At 63.8% G+C, this 18,311-nt stretch carries 6 protein-coding genes; 5 read left to right on the forward strand and 1 reads right to left on the reverse strand.

Annotation, left to right across the window (positions count from 1 at the left end):
• Positions 1 to 156 precede the first annotated feature (156 nt).
• Positions 157 to 5,637, reverse strand: a complete 5,481-nt coding sequence (locus NKH78_RS11095) for an alpha-2-macroglobulin family protein (protein WP_352882891.1) — start codon at positions 5,635 to 5,637, stop codon at positions 157 to 159.
• Between the two features lie 273 nt (positions 5,638 to 5,910).
• Here NKH78_RS11095 and NKH78_RS11100 point away from each other — a divergent pair, with 273 nt between their 5' ends.
• From NKH78_RS11100 to NKH78_RS11120, 5 genes are all read left to right on the forward strand, one after another.
• On the forward strand, positions 5,911 to 7,839 hold the full coding sequence (locus tag NKH78_RS11100; RefSeq protein ID WP_352740666.1) for an autotransporter assembly complex protein TamA: 1,929 nt from the start codon (positions 5,911 to 5,913) through the stop codon (positions 7,837 to 7,839).
• Positions 7,839 to 13,889 (forward strand): translocation/assembly module TamB domain-containing protein, encoded by a 6,051-nt coding sequence (locus NKH78_RS11105; RefSeq protein WP_352740668.1) that lies wholly within the window; start codon positions 7,839 to 7,841, stop codon positions 13,887 to 13,889. Before NKH78_RS11100 ends, NKH78_RS11105 begins: the two co-directional genes overlap by 1 nt.
• A gap of 261 nt (positions 13,890 to 14,150) precedes the next feature.
• Entirely contained in the window at positions 14,151 to 15,803 is a 1,653-nt protein-coding gene (locus NKH78_RS11110; RefSeq protein ID WP_352740670.1) for an ABC transporter substrate-binding protein, read from the forward strand.
• Between the two features lie 218 nt (positions 15,804 to 16,021).
• Positions 16,022 to 17,056: an ABC transporter permease gene (locus tag NKH78_RS11115; protein ID WP_352475426.1), complete on the forward strand. Its 1,035-nt coding sequence runs from the start codon at positions 16,022 to 16,024 to the stop codon at positions 17,054 to 17,056.
• A 12-nt stretch (positions 17,057 to 17,068) separates the two neighbouring features.
• Positions 17,069 to 18,226, forward strand: a complete 1,158-nt coding sequence (locus NKH78_RS11120) for an ABC transporter permease (RefSeq protein ID WP_352475425.1) — start codon at positions 17,069 to 17,071, stop codon at positions 18,224 to 18,226.
• The last annotated feature ends 85 nt before the right edge of the window (positions 18,227 to 18,311 follow it).

The following is an 18,311-nucleotide window of genomic DNA, read 5'->3' on the forward strand; positions in this document are numbered from 1 at the left end:
GGGGCTGTCGCGACCCTTGGCGCCTTTTCTGCGGCGTCAAAGTTCGGCGAAAACTTCGGCGCATGGCTCTTCCTCCCCGTCTCTATATGGGAAGAAATGCCCGGCAGGGCAATGAGGGGCAGCGCCATCGCCATATTCCTATCCGCCTTTTTTGCCTTACGGCGCCTTGACCTCCATCATGCCGGTGGCGGTGCGGGCCGAATATTGCGGCCGGTACATGTCCTCGATCGTTGCCGCCGGGTGGGCATAGGTGCCCGGCGTCACCGCGCGCACGACGTAGGCGAGCGTGATGTTGCGGTCGCCGTCGCCGTCGTTGGGATTGAACGCCGCGACGAAACGGTCGTCGCGGAATTCGAGATGGGCGGCATCGGTCTGAGCCAGCCAGGAGAAGTTCGTCAACTGAGCGCTGGAGACCAGGCCCGGATTGTCGATCTCGAAGCCGGCCGGCAGCAGGTCGGTGATCAGCAGCCGCGAAGGCCAGGTGTTCTGCTCGTAAACCTTGAGCACGACGACATAGCGTTCGTTCTGCTTGACCTCCGTCACGTTGGCCTCTGTGCCGTCGAGCTTGTAGTAGGTACGGCTGATGGTAAAGCCGTTGCCGCCGGCCGGCAGAGGCTGGATCGGCGAGGCCACAGTGGTGACGACCGCCTGCAGCGGATTTCTGCCGGTATTAACGATGGTCAGCGGACTGTCGGCCAGGTCGCCACCGGCGATCTGGTCCGAATAGCCGCCGGCATGCGGTGCGCCGTTGACGGTCAGCGCGATCGAATCATTGCCGGCCTTCAGCGCCCGGGCCGCCAGCAGCATCCAGGACTCGTCCTGCGTGCTGGTCCACCTAGCGTCGGCGCGTTCCCTGGTCACCAACTGGATCAGCGCCGGCACGATGGTCGGCACCGGCTTGCTTTCCGCGGCAAGCGCCAGGATCGCCGCGCCGTCACGCAGCGGCGAGCCATAGTCGGATCGGTAATAGTCATATTCGGGTGTCGACTTGGCCAGTTGCAGCGCGGCCTGGAAGGTTGCCTCCGAGCGCTGCGTGTCACCGTAGAGCGCGAGAGACGCCGCCAGCTGGGCGACGGCCATCGGGCTGGTAAAGGCCTCGAGCTGGGTGTCGGCATAATAACGCAGATCGCCGGCCGAGGCCTTCTTGTTGCGGGCAAGCACATAGAGCGCGTAGGCGATCTCGCTGCCACGATCCTGGACGTCCTGATCGTAGCCGATCGCGTTCTGCAGATTGCTCAGCGCCTGGTTCATCGCCAAGGCCGGCACGTCGTACTTCTGCTCGCGCGCCCGGGTCAGGAAATCGGTGACATAGGCGTCGAGCCACAGATCGCCGGAACCCGGACCCCACAGGCCGAAGCTGCCGGCCGATGCCTGGTAGCTCAGCACCTTGTAGATGGCGTCCTGGACGCGGCCATGCAGATCGGGGTCGCTGGCCATGCCGATGCCGGAAGCCATGTCGTTGACGTAGAGAAGCGGCATGGCGCGGCTGGTGGTCTGTTCAGCGCAACCATAGGGATAGCGGTCGAGCGTCATCAGCAGCGACGGCACGTCGAAGGCAGCCGCCTGCGAAACGCCGACGCTGACCGAAGCGCCATCGAGCAGGCTTGCCGCCAGCAGTTCCTTGTCGACGCGCAGCGCGCCGCCATTGCCCTTGAGGTCAACGACCATGCGGGTGGTCACCGGCAGTTGCGCCGGGCGCACCGGCACATAGAGCGTCTGCTCGACGGCGGTGCCGTCGGCATGCGCAAGCCTGATGGTGATCGAGGCGTTGCCTGCGGTCTGCGCAATCAACGGCACGGTCAGTGTCTGCCGCTTGCCTTTGGCGAGCGTCAGCTTTTCAGGCAAGGCGGCATTGCCGGTTGACAGGTCGCCTGTCGTGTTGACGGTCAGCTTGTAGTCGCCTGCGGGGCCGTCGGTGTCGGCGACGTCGAGCCGCATGACGGCGGAATCGCCGGGCGCCAGGAAGCGCGGCAGGCCGGCGGTGATTACCACCGGATCACGCACGATGACGTCGGACTGGGCATGGCCGACCGCTTCCTTGGTCCAGGCGACGGTCATGACGCGCACGGTGCCGTTGAACTGCGGAATGTCGAAGTCGATCCGCGCCTTGCCGTCGGCGTCGAGCTGGACCGGGCCGGAGAAGAAGGCGACCAGCTTTTCGGTCGGCGGACTGCCTTGCGATTGCATGTTGGCGCCGTCGCCGCCGGTGCGCAGCTTACCGGTTGTGCCCAGCGAGCCGTCGATCAGCCGGCCATAGATGTCGCGAACCTCGAGACCGAGCATGCGCTGCCCGAAGAACCAGTTCTCCGGATCCGGTACCTTGTAGTTGGTCAGGTTGAGGATGCCGACGTCGACGGCCGCGACCATGACATAGGCGTTGGTGCCGGGCTGCACGCCGGCAACGGCAACCGGGATCGACAGCTGCTGGCGCGGCATGGTCTTGTCCGGCGTCGCCAAGCTGACAGCAAGCTTCCGCGAGCCGGGATCGAGCTTCAGCCATTTGACGCCGATGGCGCGCGCCGGCATGCGTGTCTCTTGCGCATCGCCCGGCCTGAACAGCGTTGCCGTGACGTAGGCGCCGGCACCCCAGTCGTCGCCGATCGGGATGTCGACAGTGCTGCCGCCGGCCGGCACGCTGGCGGTGACGGTCTTCAGGAGCTTGTCGGCGCCGATGGTGACGAGCAGCTCGCCGGCAAAGTGCGGCGACACTTTGAGCTTGGCCACTTCACCCGCCGCATAGGTATTCTTGTCGAGGGCAATCTCGAGGCCGTCGGGCGTTTCGGTGGTGGTGGAACTGACATACCAGCCGGCGTCGAACTCGTAGCTGGTGGCCGGGCCCTCCGGATCCGCTGTCTCGATCTCGAGCCGGTAGCGGCCCCAGTCGACCGGCAGCGACACCGTAGCCTCGCCATCGGCGCTCAGGTCGACCTGGCCGTTGGCCACCGCCTTGGTGAAGGTGACCGGCTCATAGTTCCAGGAGTTGCTCGAGCGGTACCACTGGTAGCTACGCTCGACCTTGACCAGCGACCATTGCGCGCCCTTCAGCGCCTCACGCTTGCCGTCTGGGTCGACGGCGATCAGGCTGAACTTGGCCGTGCCGCCTTGCGGCACCTCGTCTCCATCGAAATCCGGGCGGATGCCAATCATGTGGCCCTGCGGGCGGATGCCGATATCCAGCGAGCGCTCGACGGCACGGCCGCCGGTTTCACGCATCCTGACCGTGATCTTGGCATCGACCAGCTTGGTGGTGGATGGCAATTGATCGACGGAGACCGGGAAGGTCGCCTTCCCGTCCTCGCCGACCACCGGCAGGCCGATGAAGGGCGTCACTGTCGGTTCAGCCGACTGTTCGTCGGCGAGACCGAAGGAATAGCCTTTGAAGCGGTCCCAGTCGCGGGCGGTCGACAGCGTCAATTCGCCTTCGAGCGCGAGGCCTGCGGCCGGCGCGCCGTAGAGAAAGCGGCCGTCGACGGTAATGTTGGCGGTCTCGCCCTGGGCGATCTCCTGCTTGTCGGAGGACAGGTCGAACTCGATGCGGTCCGGTACGAAGTCCTCGACCAGGAACATCTGGCTGGCGACCGCCGCCTGCTTGGGATCGGTATGGATCGCCACCGTCCAGGTGCCGCGCATGGCGTTAGGTTCCAGCGGCAGGTCGACCGCGTGACCGCCGGCCGACGCGCCGTCGCTGACGATGCGGCGGTCCTCGACGCCGTCGGGCCGCGAGAAGATGAAGGTCAGCGGCAGGTTCTCGACCGCCCTGGCGGCACTATCGCGGGCAAGCGCCGCGACATGGACATCTTCGCCGGCGCGGTAGATGCCGCGCTCGGTCCAGGCATAGACGTCGAGCGCGCCAGGTGCCGGCCGTCCGGCGACGCCACGGTCGGACAGGTCGAAGCCGGCGCGGCCCATATCGAGGAAGACGAAATCGTCGTCGCCCTGTTTGGCCATCAGCACGGCCGGTGCCATGCCGCTGTCGCCGCGCGTCAGGCCGGGATTGAACACCGCCCGCCCTTCCGCGTCGGTGGTCGCGATGCCGAGGATTTCATTGTTCCTGGCAAGCAGCGTCAGCTCGGCGCCGGCAATCGGCTTGGCGGTTGCGAGCGAACGCGCAAAGACGTTCAGTCCATCCTGTCCGGTATAGGTCGACAGGCCGATATCGGAGACGACGAACCATTGCGTGGCGTGCGAATCATAGTCGTCGCTGCGATCGTCGACGGCTTGTGCGGTCAGCACATAGACGCCGGGCTTGCGCTTCGGCAGCGCCTGGTCGATTGGGAAGGAGGTGGTGACTTCCTTGTTGAGGTCGTTGGCGATGTCGAGCTGGCCCTGCCAGACCGGCTCGCCCATCTGTTCGGAGATGTTCGAAATGTCGTAGCCGTCAAGCTGGCGCAGGAACTGATATCCCGACAGAAGTTGGGCCAGCGAGCGGTCGCCGATGCGGAAGAGTTTCATTTCGGCGGCATTCATGTTGACGGTGACGACCGGTATGCCGCGGCGTGCGCCGGCGGGCAGCACGAAGCTGTCGCCGGTGAAGCGGGCCGAAGGCGCGCGGTCCTGCACGTAGATCGACAGAACCACCGGTGCCGCGGTGACCTCGCCAATGGCCGCCGGCAGGCCGGCGCGGAAGGTCACGTCATAATGCTGGCCGTGCTCGAGCCCTTCGACGCAGATCTGCTTGTCCTTGGCTTCGACGCCCTTTGGAGCGGCATTGTCGACAGTAACGAACTGCGAGTAGTCGACGCCGGTCTTGACCAGCTCCTCGGAGAACTGCGCGCAGATGCGTGGCGCGCTGGTGTCGGCATCGACGGTATGATCGATGACGCGGAAGCCCTTGCGGGCCTTGAGATCCTGGTAGGCGGCCCTGACTGCCGGCGAATTGACGAGAGCGAGGCTCGCCTCGTAGGCCTGCAGGGCCGGCCTGTAGAGATCGCGGCGATCAAGGCCGTCCCCGAGCAGCGCCAGCACGTCGGCGCGCGTGCTGGTGGTGCGCAGCAATTTGTAGGCATTGAAGGCGGCGGAAGTGGCGTTCGCCGGCAGCGTCGACGGCTCCGAACTGTTGGCAGTCGGATGAACGGCAAGCGTTTCGCGCGCCAGCTCGAGCCAAAGCTGGCCATCGTCAGGCAACACCGAAACCGCCGCCTCGTATTTGTGCATGGCCGAGCGATGATCGCCCGTCAGCGCCGACTGTTCGGCGGCGGCGCTCAGCGCCGTCAGCCCCTCGGTCGGCTTGGTGTAGGTCGGGCCAGTGAGCCTGTTGCGGTATTGCTGGGCCTGGTCTGCCATCCAGTTCGGGAAGAAGGCCAGTTCGGGTGGCGCGCCGATGTCGGGATCGCCATCGATGTTGACGACCTTGCCGGCGACGGCGCCGCTGAAGGGTTTCAACGAGTTGTAATCGGATTTAAGGAAGCACCATTTGGCCTTGAGATTGTAGGTGAAGGCGCGGCAGGCCGGGTCGCCGAGGCAGGTGGTCTTGCACTGGTCGAGGCTGACATTCTGGTCGGATCTGAGATCGAAACCAAAATAGTCGGAATTGTTCGACGTCACCACCCGCCGGGCTTCGGCCGCTTGCGCGACACCGCTCCAGGCAAAAAAGAGAAGGAAAAGAATCGATAGACCACGAGCCGCGCGCATTGCCATAAACCCCTCCAGACAAGTGCTGACGTCCAGAAATCTTCAAGCTTCAGTCGCGCTTGTCAACATCAGGACGCGGCAGGATCCGCCTGCCAACGGTTTGCTTTCCGGCCGATGACCGGTAGTAGCTCCATAGGACAGGGGATCACGCTTTCTTGCGGCGACGCAGAAGGTGTGAGTTTCAAGCCCCGTCTATTTCAGCAATTGGATTGTGGCCCCTTTACGAGTGCTTCAGAACTTCATTCCAATTTTAGGTTTGCGAGCTAGGCTAGGAGCGTAATGCCGGCGTATAAAAGGCAGATGTCGGGAGGAACCGCGCCACGGCGCGCGCTTTCGCGCGCCCTGCTTTTCGCCTTGCTGTGCTCGGCGGCACTTATTGTCGAGACCGGAAATGCGGCAGCCTTCGAGATTTTCGGCATCAAGCTATGGGGATCGTCGAAGGACGAAGATGCCGACATCGTCGACCCGCTGCGTTATGCCGTGACGATCGAGACGCCCGACGCTGACAAGGATCTCGCCGAGAAGCTCGAAAACGCCTCGGCGCTGAAAGCCGACGAGGAACACCCGGTATCAGGTTCGCTGGGTCTTTTGGCCAAGGCGCGCAGCGACCGTGAGCAACTTGTCGCCGCGCTCTACGCGGACGCCCGCTACGAGGGTGTCGTCACCATCACTATTCAGGGCAAGCCGCTCGACGATCTGCCGCCCGATGCCGAGTTTTCCGGCCCGCAGCCGATTCCGGTGGTGATAAGCATAGCGGCCGGGCCGAAATTCACGCTTGGCAACATCAGACTGAAAGGCGATGCAGCGGGGCTGGCAAGTGCCGATTTCGGTCTGATCGCCGGCGGTGACGCCAGTTCGGGCGCCGTGCTCAAAGCCGAGGCGGCGATCGTGCGGGCACTCAAGCAAGAAGGCAGGCCGCTGGCCAAGGTGACGGGCCGCGAGATCGTGGCCGAGCACGCCGGTTCGACGCTCGACGTGACGCTCACCGTCGCGGCCGGCCCGGTCGCCGGCTATGGCGACACCACTGTCGAGGGCACCGAAAAGGTCGACCGCGACTTCACCGAATATATGACCGGCCTGAAGCGTGGCCGCCAGTATTCGCCCGATGAGATCGACGATGCACGCGACCGGCTGCTCGGCCTCGAGGTCTTCAACAGCGTGACGGTGAAGGAAGCCGACGCCCTCGACGCCGAGGGCAACGTCCCGATCGGTGTCCAGGTCAGCGAACGCAAGCCGCGCTATTTCGGCATTGGCGGCAGCTTCTCAAACACCGAAGGGCTGGGCCTCGAAGGCTATTGGGGGCATCGCAATCTGTTTGGCCGCGCCGAAAAGCTGCGCATCGACGGCAAGATCAGCGGCATCGGCAGCAACGACTTGACCCAGCTCAATTACAATGCCGGCGTCATGTTCGAGAAGCCGGGCGTGGTCGGGCCGGCGTCGAAATTCATTGCCAGCGTCAATGCCGTGCTGGAGCACCCCGACGCCTATGACCATTTCTCGGTCAAGGGCAGCACCGGCCTATCCTACGAACTGGACAAGAAGCAGACGGTTTCCGCGCAAGTCGCGCTTGATTATTCGAGAATCCACGACGCTTTCGGCAAGCACACCTATCTGATCGCCAGCATTCCGCTGCAATATGTCTACGACAATCGCGACAGCAAGCTCAATCCGACCCGGGGCTTCAGGGTGCTGGCCTATGCCGAGCCGAGCTACGACATTTTGAGCGGGGCTGCCTTCGTCAAGCTGAAGGGCGAGGGGTCGGCCTACCAGTCGCTCGATTCGGCCTCGAAATTCGTTTTCGCCGAACGTGTCGCCATCGGCTCGATCATCGGCGCCAGTCTTCAAGATGTTCCGGCGGATCGACGCTTCTACTCAGGCGGCGGCGGTTCGGTGCGCGGCTATGCCTATCAAGGCATCGGCCCGAAGGACAGCAATGGAGAGCCGATCGGCGGGCTTTCCTTCTTCGAGACCTCGGTCGAGATGCGCATCGCCGTCACCGACAAGATCGGCGTTGTGCCGTTCGTCGATGCCGGCACGGTGTCGACCAGGCAAGTCCCCGATTTTTCGGACATAAAGGTCGGCGCGGGTGTAGGCTTGCGCTATCTGACGGCGTTCGGGCCGCTGCGCATCGACGCGGCAGTGCCGCTCAACCGCGGCCCCGACGATCCTCATTTCGGCATTTATGCCGGCATCGGCCAGGCATTCTGATGGCAATATTCAGGCGCATCCTTCGTATCCTTTTCTACACGCTGCTCATCGTTGTGGCAGCGGCGGTGGGGGCGCTCGTCGTGCTGACCAAAACCGAGCGCGGCCGCGAAAACCTTGCCGGCATCATCTCGACCATGGCCTCGACCGGTGATCGCAAGGTCACTGTCGTCGGCATCGACGGTATCTGGTCGGGCGCGCTGAGGGTCGATCATGTCGTTCTGGAGGATCGCGAAGGCGCCTGGATGGTGGCGCGCAAGGTGGCCGTCGACTGGTCGCCGCTGGCACTCCTGTCGAAGAGCTTCAGCGCCGATCGCATTGGGGCCGAGCGTATCGAGTTGGCAAGGCTGCCGGTGGCCAATACACAGCCGCGCCAAAGCGGGGCGACCACGCTGCCGGTTTCCATCGATGTCAAGCAGCTCGACCTTCCCGAAATCGCACTCGGGCAGGCTCTGGCCGGCAGCGGTGTTGCCGAGCTCGCAGCCAAGGGAGCGCTCAAGGCGGATGCCTCGCCGTTGGCTATCGAGACCAATCTCAACATCGTTCGCCATGACGGCAAGCAAGGCACGGTCGACGCCAAAGCCCAATTCGCGCCGGCCGACAACAAGCTCGACCTCGACTTGAGGGCATCCGAGCCGGCCGGCGGCATCATCGCCAACCTGCTCAAGCTGCCGGGCGCGCCGCCGGTCGAGATTGTCGTTTCCGGCACCGGACCGCTCGCCAACTGGAATGGCATCGGGACCTTTGTCGTCGATCGCCGGATCGTCACCCAGCTTACCGGTCGTCATCAGCTCACGAACAAGGGTCATTATGTCGAGGCCAAGGGTGACGGCGAGTTCGAGCGCTTCCTGCCCGAAAATCTGAAGCCGCTGTTTGCCGGCAAGACCAGCTTCGACCTCGCCGGCACAGCGACCGCGGCCGGCGGCGTCGACGTGGAGCGCGCTAATATCGACAGCGATGCCGTGCACGCGACGGCCGCCGGCACTGTCGATCCGAACGGTGCCAGCGATCTTTCCGTTAAGCTCGCCGCAAAGGGGCCGCCGATCGTGCTTAGTCTCGGCAGCGAGGCGCAGCCGATAACCGTGGCGATCAAGGACGCCACGGCCCGCGCTTTCGGCGATGGCAAGGCGCCGATGGTCGATATCGGCGCGTCGCTGGTCTCGGTGGTGGCGGGCGGCACGCGGGTGGACGACCTGATCGGGCAAGTGCATTCGGATGGTTTCGACATCCAGAACCGTAGCGGGCCTGTCACCATCAAGCTGACGGCGGCCGGCCTGAACACCGACGTTGCGACGTTGGCGCCGCTGATAACGGGCAGGGTCAGCGCCGGTCTCGCCGGCTCCGTCAGCAAGGACCAGGTCGTCGTCGACCAAGGCACGCTGCGCAGCGACGCGCTCAATGCGTCCGTAACGGCCACCGTGGTGCTGGCCGATCTGTCGATGACGCTCAAGATGAATGCCGACGCGGCTTCGACGGCGCTGCCGCCGCAGATCAGTTCGGTTCTCGGCCAGCGCGTGCAGTTTTCCGCAACCGCGACCCGCGACCCGGACGGTGCGTTTGCCGCCAATGCATTGCAGCTCACCTCCGGCACGCTCAAAGCCAGCGGCACCGCCAGCGCGAAGGGCACCGATATCCGAGCCGATATCAAAGGAACGCTCGGCGACGTGTCGGTGCTGTCGCCGCTGGTTGGCGCGAAGGTCGGCGGCGCAGTCGATTTCGCGCTGACCGCAAGCGGTGCGCGCACCGCGCCTGACTTCTCGGTTTCGGCCAGCAGCGACAGCCTGACGGCGTCCGGCCATGCGGTGAAGCAGATCAAGCTGAGCGCGCGCGGCAAGGCCGATATCGCCAGTCCCGCCGCCGATGTCTCGCTGACCGGCTCGGTCGACGACCAGCCGCTCGACCTCAAGGCATCGCTGGTCACGACCGACGGAAAGCGCTCCATCAATGGACTTGCCGTCTCGCTGGCCGACAACAAGGTCTCCGGCGACCTCGGGCTCGACGACAACCTGCTGCCGCTCGGCACGTTGGCCCTCGATGCCGCCGATATTGCCCCGCTGGCCAGACTTGCCGGCCAAACGGTTGCGGGCGACGTGCGTGGCACGATCCGCTTCGCCAACGACAATGGAGCACCGACGGTCGCGATCGATGCGACGAGCACCGCGATTTCGCGCGGCGAACTGGCGGCGAAGACAATCGCCGTCAACGCGCTGGTCGCCAATTATCTCAAAGCCCCGGCGATCGCCGGCAAGGTCAAGGCCGACACGATCACCTCGGGATCCACGGTGATCAGCGGCATCGATGTCGACCTGAAGCGCGACGGCGACTGGACCGGCTTTAGCGGCGGCGCCACGGTCGCCGGCATTCCGGCCAGCGCGGCCGGGCGGGTCAGGATCGCGAACGGCATCACCAGCATCGAGCTTGCCTCGGGCGAGGCAATCATCCGCGGCATCAAGGCAGCGATCGCACAGCCGTCGGCGCTGACAATCGCCAATGGCATCGTGAGCATTGAGAACCTGGCGCTCGGTGTCGGCGGCGGTTCGGTTGCCGTGTCGGGTACGGCTGGCCAGACGCTCGATCTCGCTGCCACCTTGTCGGCGGTGCCGGCAGCGCTTGCCAATGATTTCTCACCGGGTCTCGATGCCGTGGGCGCGCTCAGCGGCACCGCGCAGGTCACGGGATCGTCGGCTGCCCCCGACATCCGTTTCAAGGCCCGGCTCAGCGGCGCCGAAACCAACCAGACCCGGCGGGCCGGGCTCGGGCCGCTCGATCTCGATGCGGCAGGCCGCTTCTCGTCGGTCAGCGGCCTGGCCATCGAGCAGGCGACGCTTGCCGGCGAGAAAATCTCCGGCAAAGCAGCCGGCACCATCAATCCGAACGGCGCCAGCGATTTCTCGCTCGACCTCGCCTCGACCGGTCCGAGCCTGCCGCTGTCGTTCGGCAGCAAGGCAAGTCCGATCAAGCTCGAGCTGCAGGCGATATCGCTAAAGGCGGCCGGGCAGGGCACGCAGCCGAAGCTCGACATCTCCGCGACGCTGCCATCGGCCGCCACCAATCTGGCTAAGGTCGAGGGCATCACGCTTGCGCTGCACTCCGATCGCTTCGACGTGAAAGCCCGGAGCGGGCCGATCTCCGGCACCGTGACCGCTGAAAAAATCGGCATCGACAATCCGACAGTCGCACCGCTGATCGCCGGCAAGGTCACTGCCAAACTCGCCGGCAGCCTTGCCGCCGACGCTGTCATCATCGATAGCGGCACAGTGACCAGCGACGCGTTGAACAGCGGCTTCAACGGGCGGGTCTCGCTGGCCGACGGCGCCATCGATCTAAATCTCAAGGCGGATGCCGCGTCGGCGGCGCTGCCGGCGGCGGTACGTGGCGTGCTCGCCGCGCGAACACAACTCAGTGCCGCGCTGAAGCGAGACGCCAACGGCAATGTCACCGCCAACGCCGTCAGGCTGTCGTCCGGTTCGCTGACGGCAGACGGGCAGGCGAGCCTTGCCGCCAACAAGCTCAGCGCCGACGTCAAAGGCGCGCTGGGCGACGTCTCGCTGGTATCCAAGGACGCCAAAGGCGCCATCTCTTTCGCGCTGAATGCGCAAGGCGCCAGCACTGCGCCGGATCTGTCCCTGACTGTCAACAGCGACAGGCTTTCGGTCGCGGCGCGCGAGATCACTGGCCTGAAGCTCACTGCCACCGGCAAGGCTGATGCCGCCAACCCGGCTGCGAATGTGCAACTCACCGGAAACGTCGCGGGTCAACCGCTGCAGGGCAGCGCCGTGCTGGCGACATCCGACGGCAAACGCGCCATCAACGGGCTTTTGCTGTCGCTGGGCAAGAACCGTATTTCCGGCGACCTGGCGCTTGACGATGCCTTCGTCCCGGTCGGCACGGTGGCACTTGACCTGCCCGATATCGGTCCGCTTGCTGCCCTGGCACTGGAAAAGGCCGATGGCGATGTGCGCGGCACTATCGCCTTCTCCAAGGCTGGCGCCGTGCCGCAGGTCGCCGTCAAGGCGATGACGGGCTCGATCTCGCGCGGCGATGTCTCGGCCAAGGCCGTGACCATCGATGCGCTGATCGCCAACTATCTGGCGGCACCAGTGATCTCGGGCAAAATCCGTGCCGACAGCGTCACCTCCGGCGGCACGGTTATCCGTGGCGTCGACGTCGATCTGAAGCGCGACGGCGAATGGACCGGTTTTTCCGGTGGCGCCACCGTCAAGGATATTCCGCTGAAAGCCGGTGGGCGGGTCAAGGCGGTCAAGGGCACGACGACGGTCGAACTTGCCTCCGGCGAGGCGACCATCCGCGGCATCAAAGCGGCTATCGCCCAGGCCTCGACCATCAACATCGCCAATGGAGTGCCCAGTCTCGACAGGCTGGTGCTCAACCTCGGCGGCGGCACGGCGACGGTCACGGGCAAAGCTGGGCAGGCGCTCGACCTCAACGCGACGCTGGCCCGCGTCCCGATCTCGATAGCCAACAGTTTTTCGCCGGGCCTCGATGCCGCCGGTTCCATCTCGGGCACGGTGAAGGTGACGGGTGCGCCGGCCAATCCGGCCGTTGCCTTCAAGATCGATGCAGCAGGCGTTCAGACGTCGCAGACCCGTGGTGCAGGCTTCGGCGCCATGGGCGTTTCATCCTCAGGTACGTATTCGGGCAGCAGACTGACCTTCGACGCCAACATGAGCGATGCCGCCGGCCTTGGCCTCAAGGGCGGCGGCACGATGACGACATCAGGCGCGCCCACCCTTGATCTCAACTTTTCCGGCAAGGTGCCGTTCGCCTTCCTCACCAGGACACTCGCCGCACAAGGCTTGTCCTTGAGCGGCACGGCCGACGTCGATATACAGGTGCGCGGCCCGGCGACGTCGCCGGTGATCTCAGGCACGGTCCGCACGTCAGGCGCCCGCCTGCTCGACGCGCGTTCGGGGCTTGCGATCAACGACATCACTGCCGATGTCGCCGTCGGTGGCGGCGTGGCAAGGATCAATCGCCTGACCGGCACGCTGTCGACGCGCGGCAGCCTTTCGGCCAGCGGCACCGTCGGCATCGATCCGGCTAAGGGTTTTCCGGCCGATCTGTCGATCAAGCTCGTCGACGGCCGCTATACCGACGGCAAGGTGGTCACCGCCAATCTTGGCGGCGACCTGACCGTCAAGGGACCACTCACCTCCGCGCCGGTGATTTCCGGTACCATCAACCTGGCCAAGACCGTCATCACCGTACCCGAAAAGCTGCCCGGCTCGCTGGCCGAGCTCAACGTAAAGCACAAGAATGCGCCGGCCGCCGTGCGTGCGCAGGACAAGGCGTTGCGCCCGGCCGCTGCAAGCAGCGGTGGCGGCGGCAGCGGCCTCATTCTCGACGTCACGGTCAATGCGCCGAGCCAGATCTTCATCCAGGGCAGGGGCGTCGACGCCGAACTCGGCGGGTCGCTGCGGCTGACCGGCCCGGCATCGTCACCCCAGGCGGTCGGCACCTTCACCTTGCGGCGAGGGCGGCTGACGATCCTTGCCAAGCGGCTGACCTTCACCGAAGGCACGGTCGGTTTTTCCGGCTCTCTGGTGCCCTACCTCAATCTCACTGCGCAATCGAAGACGACCAGCGCCACCGTGACCATCGTGGTGTCGGGCGAGGCGACCAACCCGAAATTCACCTTCTCCTCGGTACCGGCGCTGCCGGAGGACGAGGTGCTGGCGCAGCTGATCTTCGGCCGTTCGATGTCGAACCTGTCGCCGCTGCAGATCGCTCAGCTTGCCGAGGCTGCCGGACAACTGGCCGGCATCGGCGGCTCGACCTCCCTGCTGCAGAACCTGCGCAGCGCGATCGGCGTCGACGACCTCGACGTGATCACCGACGAAGAGGGCGGCACCGCCGTCTCGGCGGGCAAATATCTCAACGACCGCACTTACGTGACGATCCAGAAGGGCGACAGGCCGGGCTCGGGCAAGGCAACCGTCGATCTCGACGTTGGGCGCGGCGTCAAGCTGCGTGGCGAGGCAACCGACGCCGGCGAAGCCAAAGGCGGTGTTTTCTACGAACGTGAATATTGAAACCGGGCGTTCGGGCAGAACAACTGGTCGCCCGAAGAACGAGCGGCGTAGCAGCGAATGTCCCGGTTTAATTGCCCGTGGAGATTTCGGGCGAAATCCCTGGCGCAGTAGCAAATTTGCGCCAAGACTGTCGCTATCGCGCGAACCGGCCTGCTTTCAAAGTTGCACATTCCTTGGCATGTTCCCAATCCGTGCCGTCTTTGACATCATGGCGCGGATGCGGAATGTTAAAAGGCAGAAAGCCAACAATGGGAGTTAGTCATGACGATCTACAAGAGTAACGGCGACCGCGTTCCCGATCACATCCTGGCCATGGCCGAAGACGCCAAGGCAGGCAAGATGGATCGTCGCGAATTTCTGGCTCTCGCCAGCGTCTTCGGAGCTTCGACGGCGATGGCCTATGGCATGCTTGGCCTTGCAGACCCGACGCCGGCCAAGGCGGAAGAGGTCCAGGGCAAGAAAGGCGGCGTGTTGAAGGTCGCGCAATGGATCAAGGATCCGAAGGATCCGCGCAAGGCCGACTGGTCGGAAATCGCCAATGCCGAGCGCCAGGCGCTCGAGCCGCTGGTCAAATATACCACCGAATACACATTCCGCCCCTATCTGCTGGAGAGCTGGGACGTGAATGACGACGCTACCGAATACACGCTGCATGTGCGCAAAGGCGTCACCTGGAACAACGGCGATCCGTTCACCGCAGACGACGTCATCTTCAACCTCAAGCGTTGGGCCGACAAGAAGGCAGAAGGCAATTCCATGCCGGGTCGCCTCGGTTCGCTGGTCAAGGACGACAAGCTGGATGAGAGCGCCGTGACCAAGGTCGACGACCACACGATCAAGCTGACGCTCAGCAAGCCGGATATCGCCCTCATTCCCAACGTGTGCGACTATCCCGGCCTCATCGTCCACAAGACGTTCGATGAAAAAGGCGGCGACTTCAAGTCTTGCCCGATCGGCACTGGGCCGTTCGAGCTGGTCTCCTACGATGTCGGCCAGAAAGTGGTCTACAAGCGCCGCGAAGATAACAAATGGTGGGATGGTGACGTCTTCCTCGACGGCATCGAGTTCATCGACTACGGCACCGATCCGGCGGCCATGGTCAGCGCCTTCGAAGCAGGCGAGGTACACACCAATTTCGAGACGTCGGCCGACTATGTGTCGATCCTCGACGGCATGGACCTGGTGAAGTCGGAGATCGTCACCGCCTCGACGATCGTCTGCCGCACCAATGTAACCAACAAGCCTTATGGCGACCAGAAGGTTCGCAACGCCCTGCAACTCGCGGTCGACAACAATGTCGTCCTCCAGCTCGGCTACGGCAATGCCGGCACGGTTGCCGAAAACCACCATGTCGCCCCGATCCATCCGGAATACTACGAACTGCCGAAGATTGCTCGCGACCCGGCAAAGGCGAAGGCGCTGATGGCGGAAGCCGGCCAGGCCGATTTCGAGCACGAGCTGATCACGGTCGACGAGGACTGGCACAAGAATACAGGCGATGCGATCGCCGCGCAGATGCGCGACGCCGGCATCAAGGTGAAGCGTACCGTGCTGCCGGGTTCGACCTTCTGGAACGACTGGACGAAGTATCCGCTGTCGATGACCAACTGGAACATGCGGCCGCTCGGCGTCCAGGTTCTGGCGATCGGCTATCGCACAGGTGAAGCCTGGAACGAGACGGCCTGGTCGAATCCGGAGTGGGATGCCAAGCTCAATGCTGCGCTCGCAGTCGCCGACGCCGCCAAGCGCAAGGAAATGATGAAGGACATCGAGCAGATCCTGCAGGATTCCGGCATTATCATCCAGCCTTATTGGCGCAAGCTCTACAGCCATTCGGTCAAGGCGGTGCAGAACTACAAGATGCACCCGACCTTCGAGCGCGACTATGGCAAGGTCTGGCTCGAGCAGGCCTGACCGGACGATCCGGAAAGGGGCGTCTCGCCCCTTTCCGTCGCTCTTTGCATGATCCATGGACCGGAAGTCGGCGCAGCAAAAAGTTGCGGACTCTTCGGCCGGGGTCTGCAATAAAAAGGGTATTGCATCTGGGACTGGTCTGAAGGCTTGTTCTGCCGTGGCGGCAGGGCGGCTTGCAAACCGGTTCCAACCCCCAACCCGACCGGCAGGGGACCGCCATGCTTTCTTTCGTTATCAGGCGTCTCGGCACCATGGCATTGACGATGCTGTGCCTGACGATGATCGTCTTCTTCCTGGTCAATCTCGGGCCCAATCTGAAGAAGCTGGCGATCAGCCAGACCGAAATGCACACATCCGCCGAGCAGCTTGAGGCCTGGCTGGTCAACCATGGCTATCGGCAGAATTTCTTTGTCCGCTACGGCCAATGGCTGGGCATCATGCCAAAGCAGCCGGTGACCGACCCGGCGACCGGCAAGCCCGCACAGCGTTTCTCCTTCTGCAACGATCCGGTCGTGCCGACATTCTCCGGCATCCTGCAAGGCGATTTCGGTTGCTCGACGAAGTTCAAGACGACGGTCGCTTCGAAACTCTTCCCGGCGCTCAGCGCCACCGGCATCCTGATGCTCTGCGTGCTGGCCGTGATGGTGCCGGTCTCGCTTTTGATCGGCATTCTCGCCGGCATGCGCGAGGGCTCACGCACCGACCGTACATTGTCGGTGGCTTCGATCGCCTCGACGGCGACGCCCGAATACGTTTCGGGCGTCATCTTCACCGTGATCTTCGCCTCCTGGCTCGGCGTGCTGAACGGTTCGGCGGCCTCGGCCAGCCAGGGCATCACCTTCTACAATTTCACCTTGCCGGTAATGACGCTGGCGATCTACGGCATCGGCTACATCGCCCGCATGACCCGCGCCTCGATGGTGGAGGTGATGACACAGCAATATATCCGAACCGCCCGGCTGAAGGGCCTCTCCTTCGGCAGCGTGGTGATAAAGCACGCTCTGCGCAATGCGCTGATCGCACCGTTCACGGTCATCATGCTGCAGTTTCCCTGGCTGCTCACCGGTGTCGTTATCGTCGAGGTGATGTTCCGCTACCAGGGTTTCGGCTACACGCTGGTCGAGGCTGCCGGCAACAACGACATCGATCTTCTGCTCGGCTGTTCACTGGTCTCGGTGTTTATCGTCCTGATCACACAGCTCATCTCCGATGTCGGCTACGCGTTCCTCAATCCGCGCATCAGAGTTCAATAGGAGACCGGGCGGATGCAGGTCGAATATCTCAGCGCCCTCAACGTCGTACTCGGCGTGCTTGCCCGCTTCTGGCCGGTCTGGATCGCTCTCGCCCTGGTGATGGGAGCGAGCTTCGGCTACAAGAAGAAACTAGGCCTTTACGGCCAGCTTTTCGACAGCGGCGTCGGCATCGTCGGCGTTGGCATCTGCCTGTTCTGGCTGTTTACGGCGATCTTCGCGTCGACCATCTCGCCCTTCGATCCGCTTGCCCAGGTGCCGATCATGAAGGACGCGCTGCCGGGCGCGATCGAGCCGGCGTCGAAACTTATATACTATTTCGGCGGCGACAAGCTCGCCCGCGACGTGTTCTCCCGCATGGTCTATGGCAGCCAGATCGTGCTGATCATCGCGCCGGCGGCGACCGGTTTTGCGCTGATGGTCGGTATTACGCTCGGCCTGCCGGCCGGCTATTATGGCGGCAGGATCGATACGGTGCTGTCCTTCCTCGCAAACCTTGTGCTGGCCTTCCCGGTGATCCTGCTGTTCTACCTGCTGGTGACGCCGGGCATCATGGACACGCCGATCCCCTACGCGATGGCAGGGCTGTTCTTCCTGTTTCCGATCATCTTCTTCAGTGTGTTGTTCTGGACGCGCTACAAGAACCGTCCCGACCGCCTCTATATCCTGCTTGGCCTGACGTTGGTGCTTGGCGGCTGGATCTATGCCGGCCTTGTCTTCGATGCCGATCCGTTCAAAATCATCCACATCGATCCCAACCAGCTCAACATCTTCGTGGCGGTGGTGTTCGCCTCCAGCCCGGGCGTGTTCCGCATCGTGCGCGGCCTGGTCATGGACATCAAAACGCGCGACTATGTTGCGGCGGCTCAAACGCGCGGTGAATCGCCCTGGTACATCATGCTGTGGGAGATATTGCCCAATGCGCGCGGGCCGCTGATCGTCGACGCCTGCCTGCGCATCGGCTACACTACGATCCTGCTCGGCACGCTCGGCTATTTCGGGCTGGGACTAGCGCCGGAAAGCCCGGACTGGGGCACGGCGATCAAGGATGCAAGCCGGCTGCTGCGCTCCTTCATCCACCCGGCGCTGCCGCCGACGATCGCGTTGATGTCGTTCGTGCTCGGCCTCAACCTCCTGGCGGATTCGCTGCGCGAACAGTCTATGAAAGATTGATGCCGGGAAAGATTGATGCCGGGAAAGATTGACGCTGGGAAGACCGATGCCGGGTTCGGCCCGACGTGCCTGAAGAACAAGGATT

It is taken from the genome of Mesorhizobium sp. M0910, from assembly GCF_040319465.1.
Taxonomy (GTDB): domain Bacteria; phylum Pseudomonadota; class Alphaproteobacteria; order Rhizobiales; family Rhizobiaceae; genus Mesorhizobium.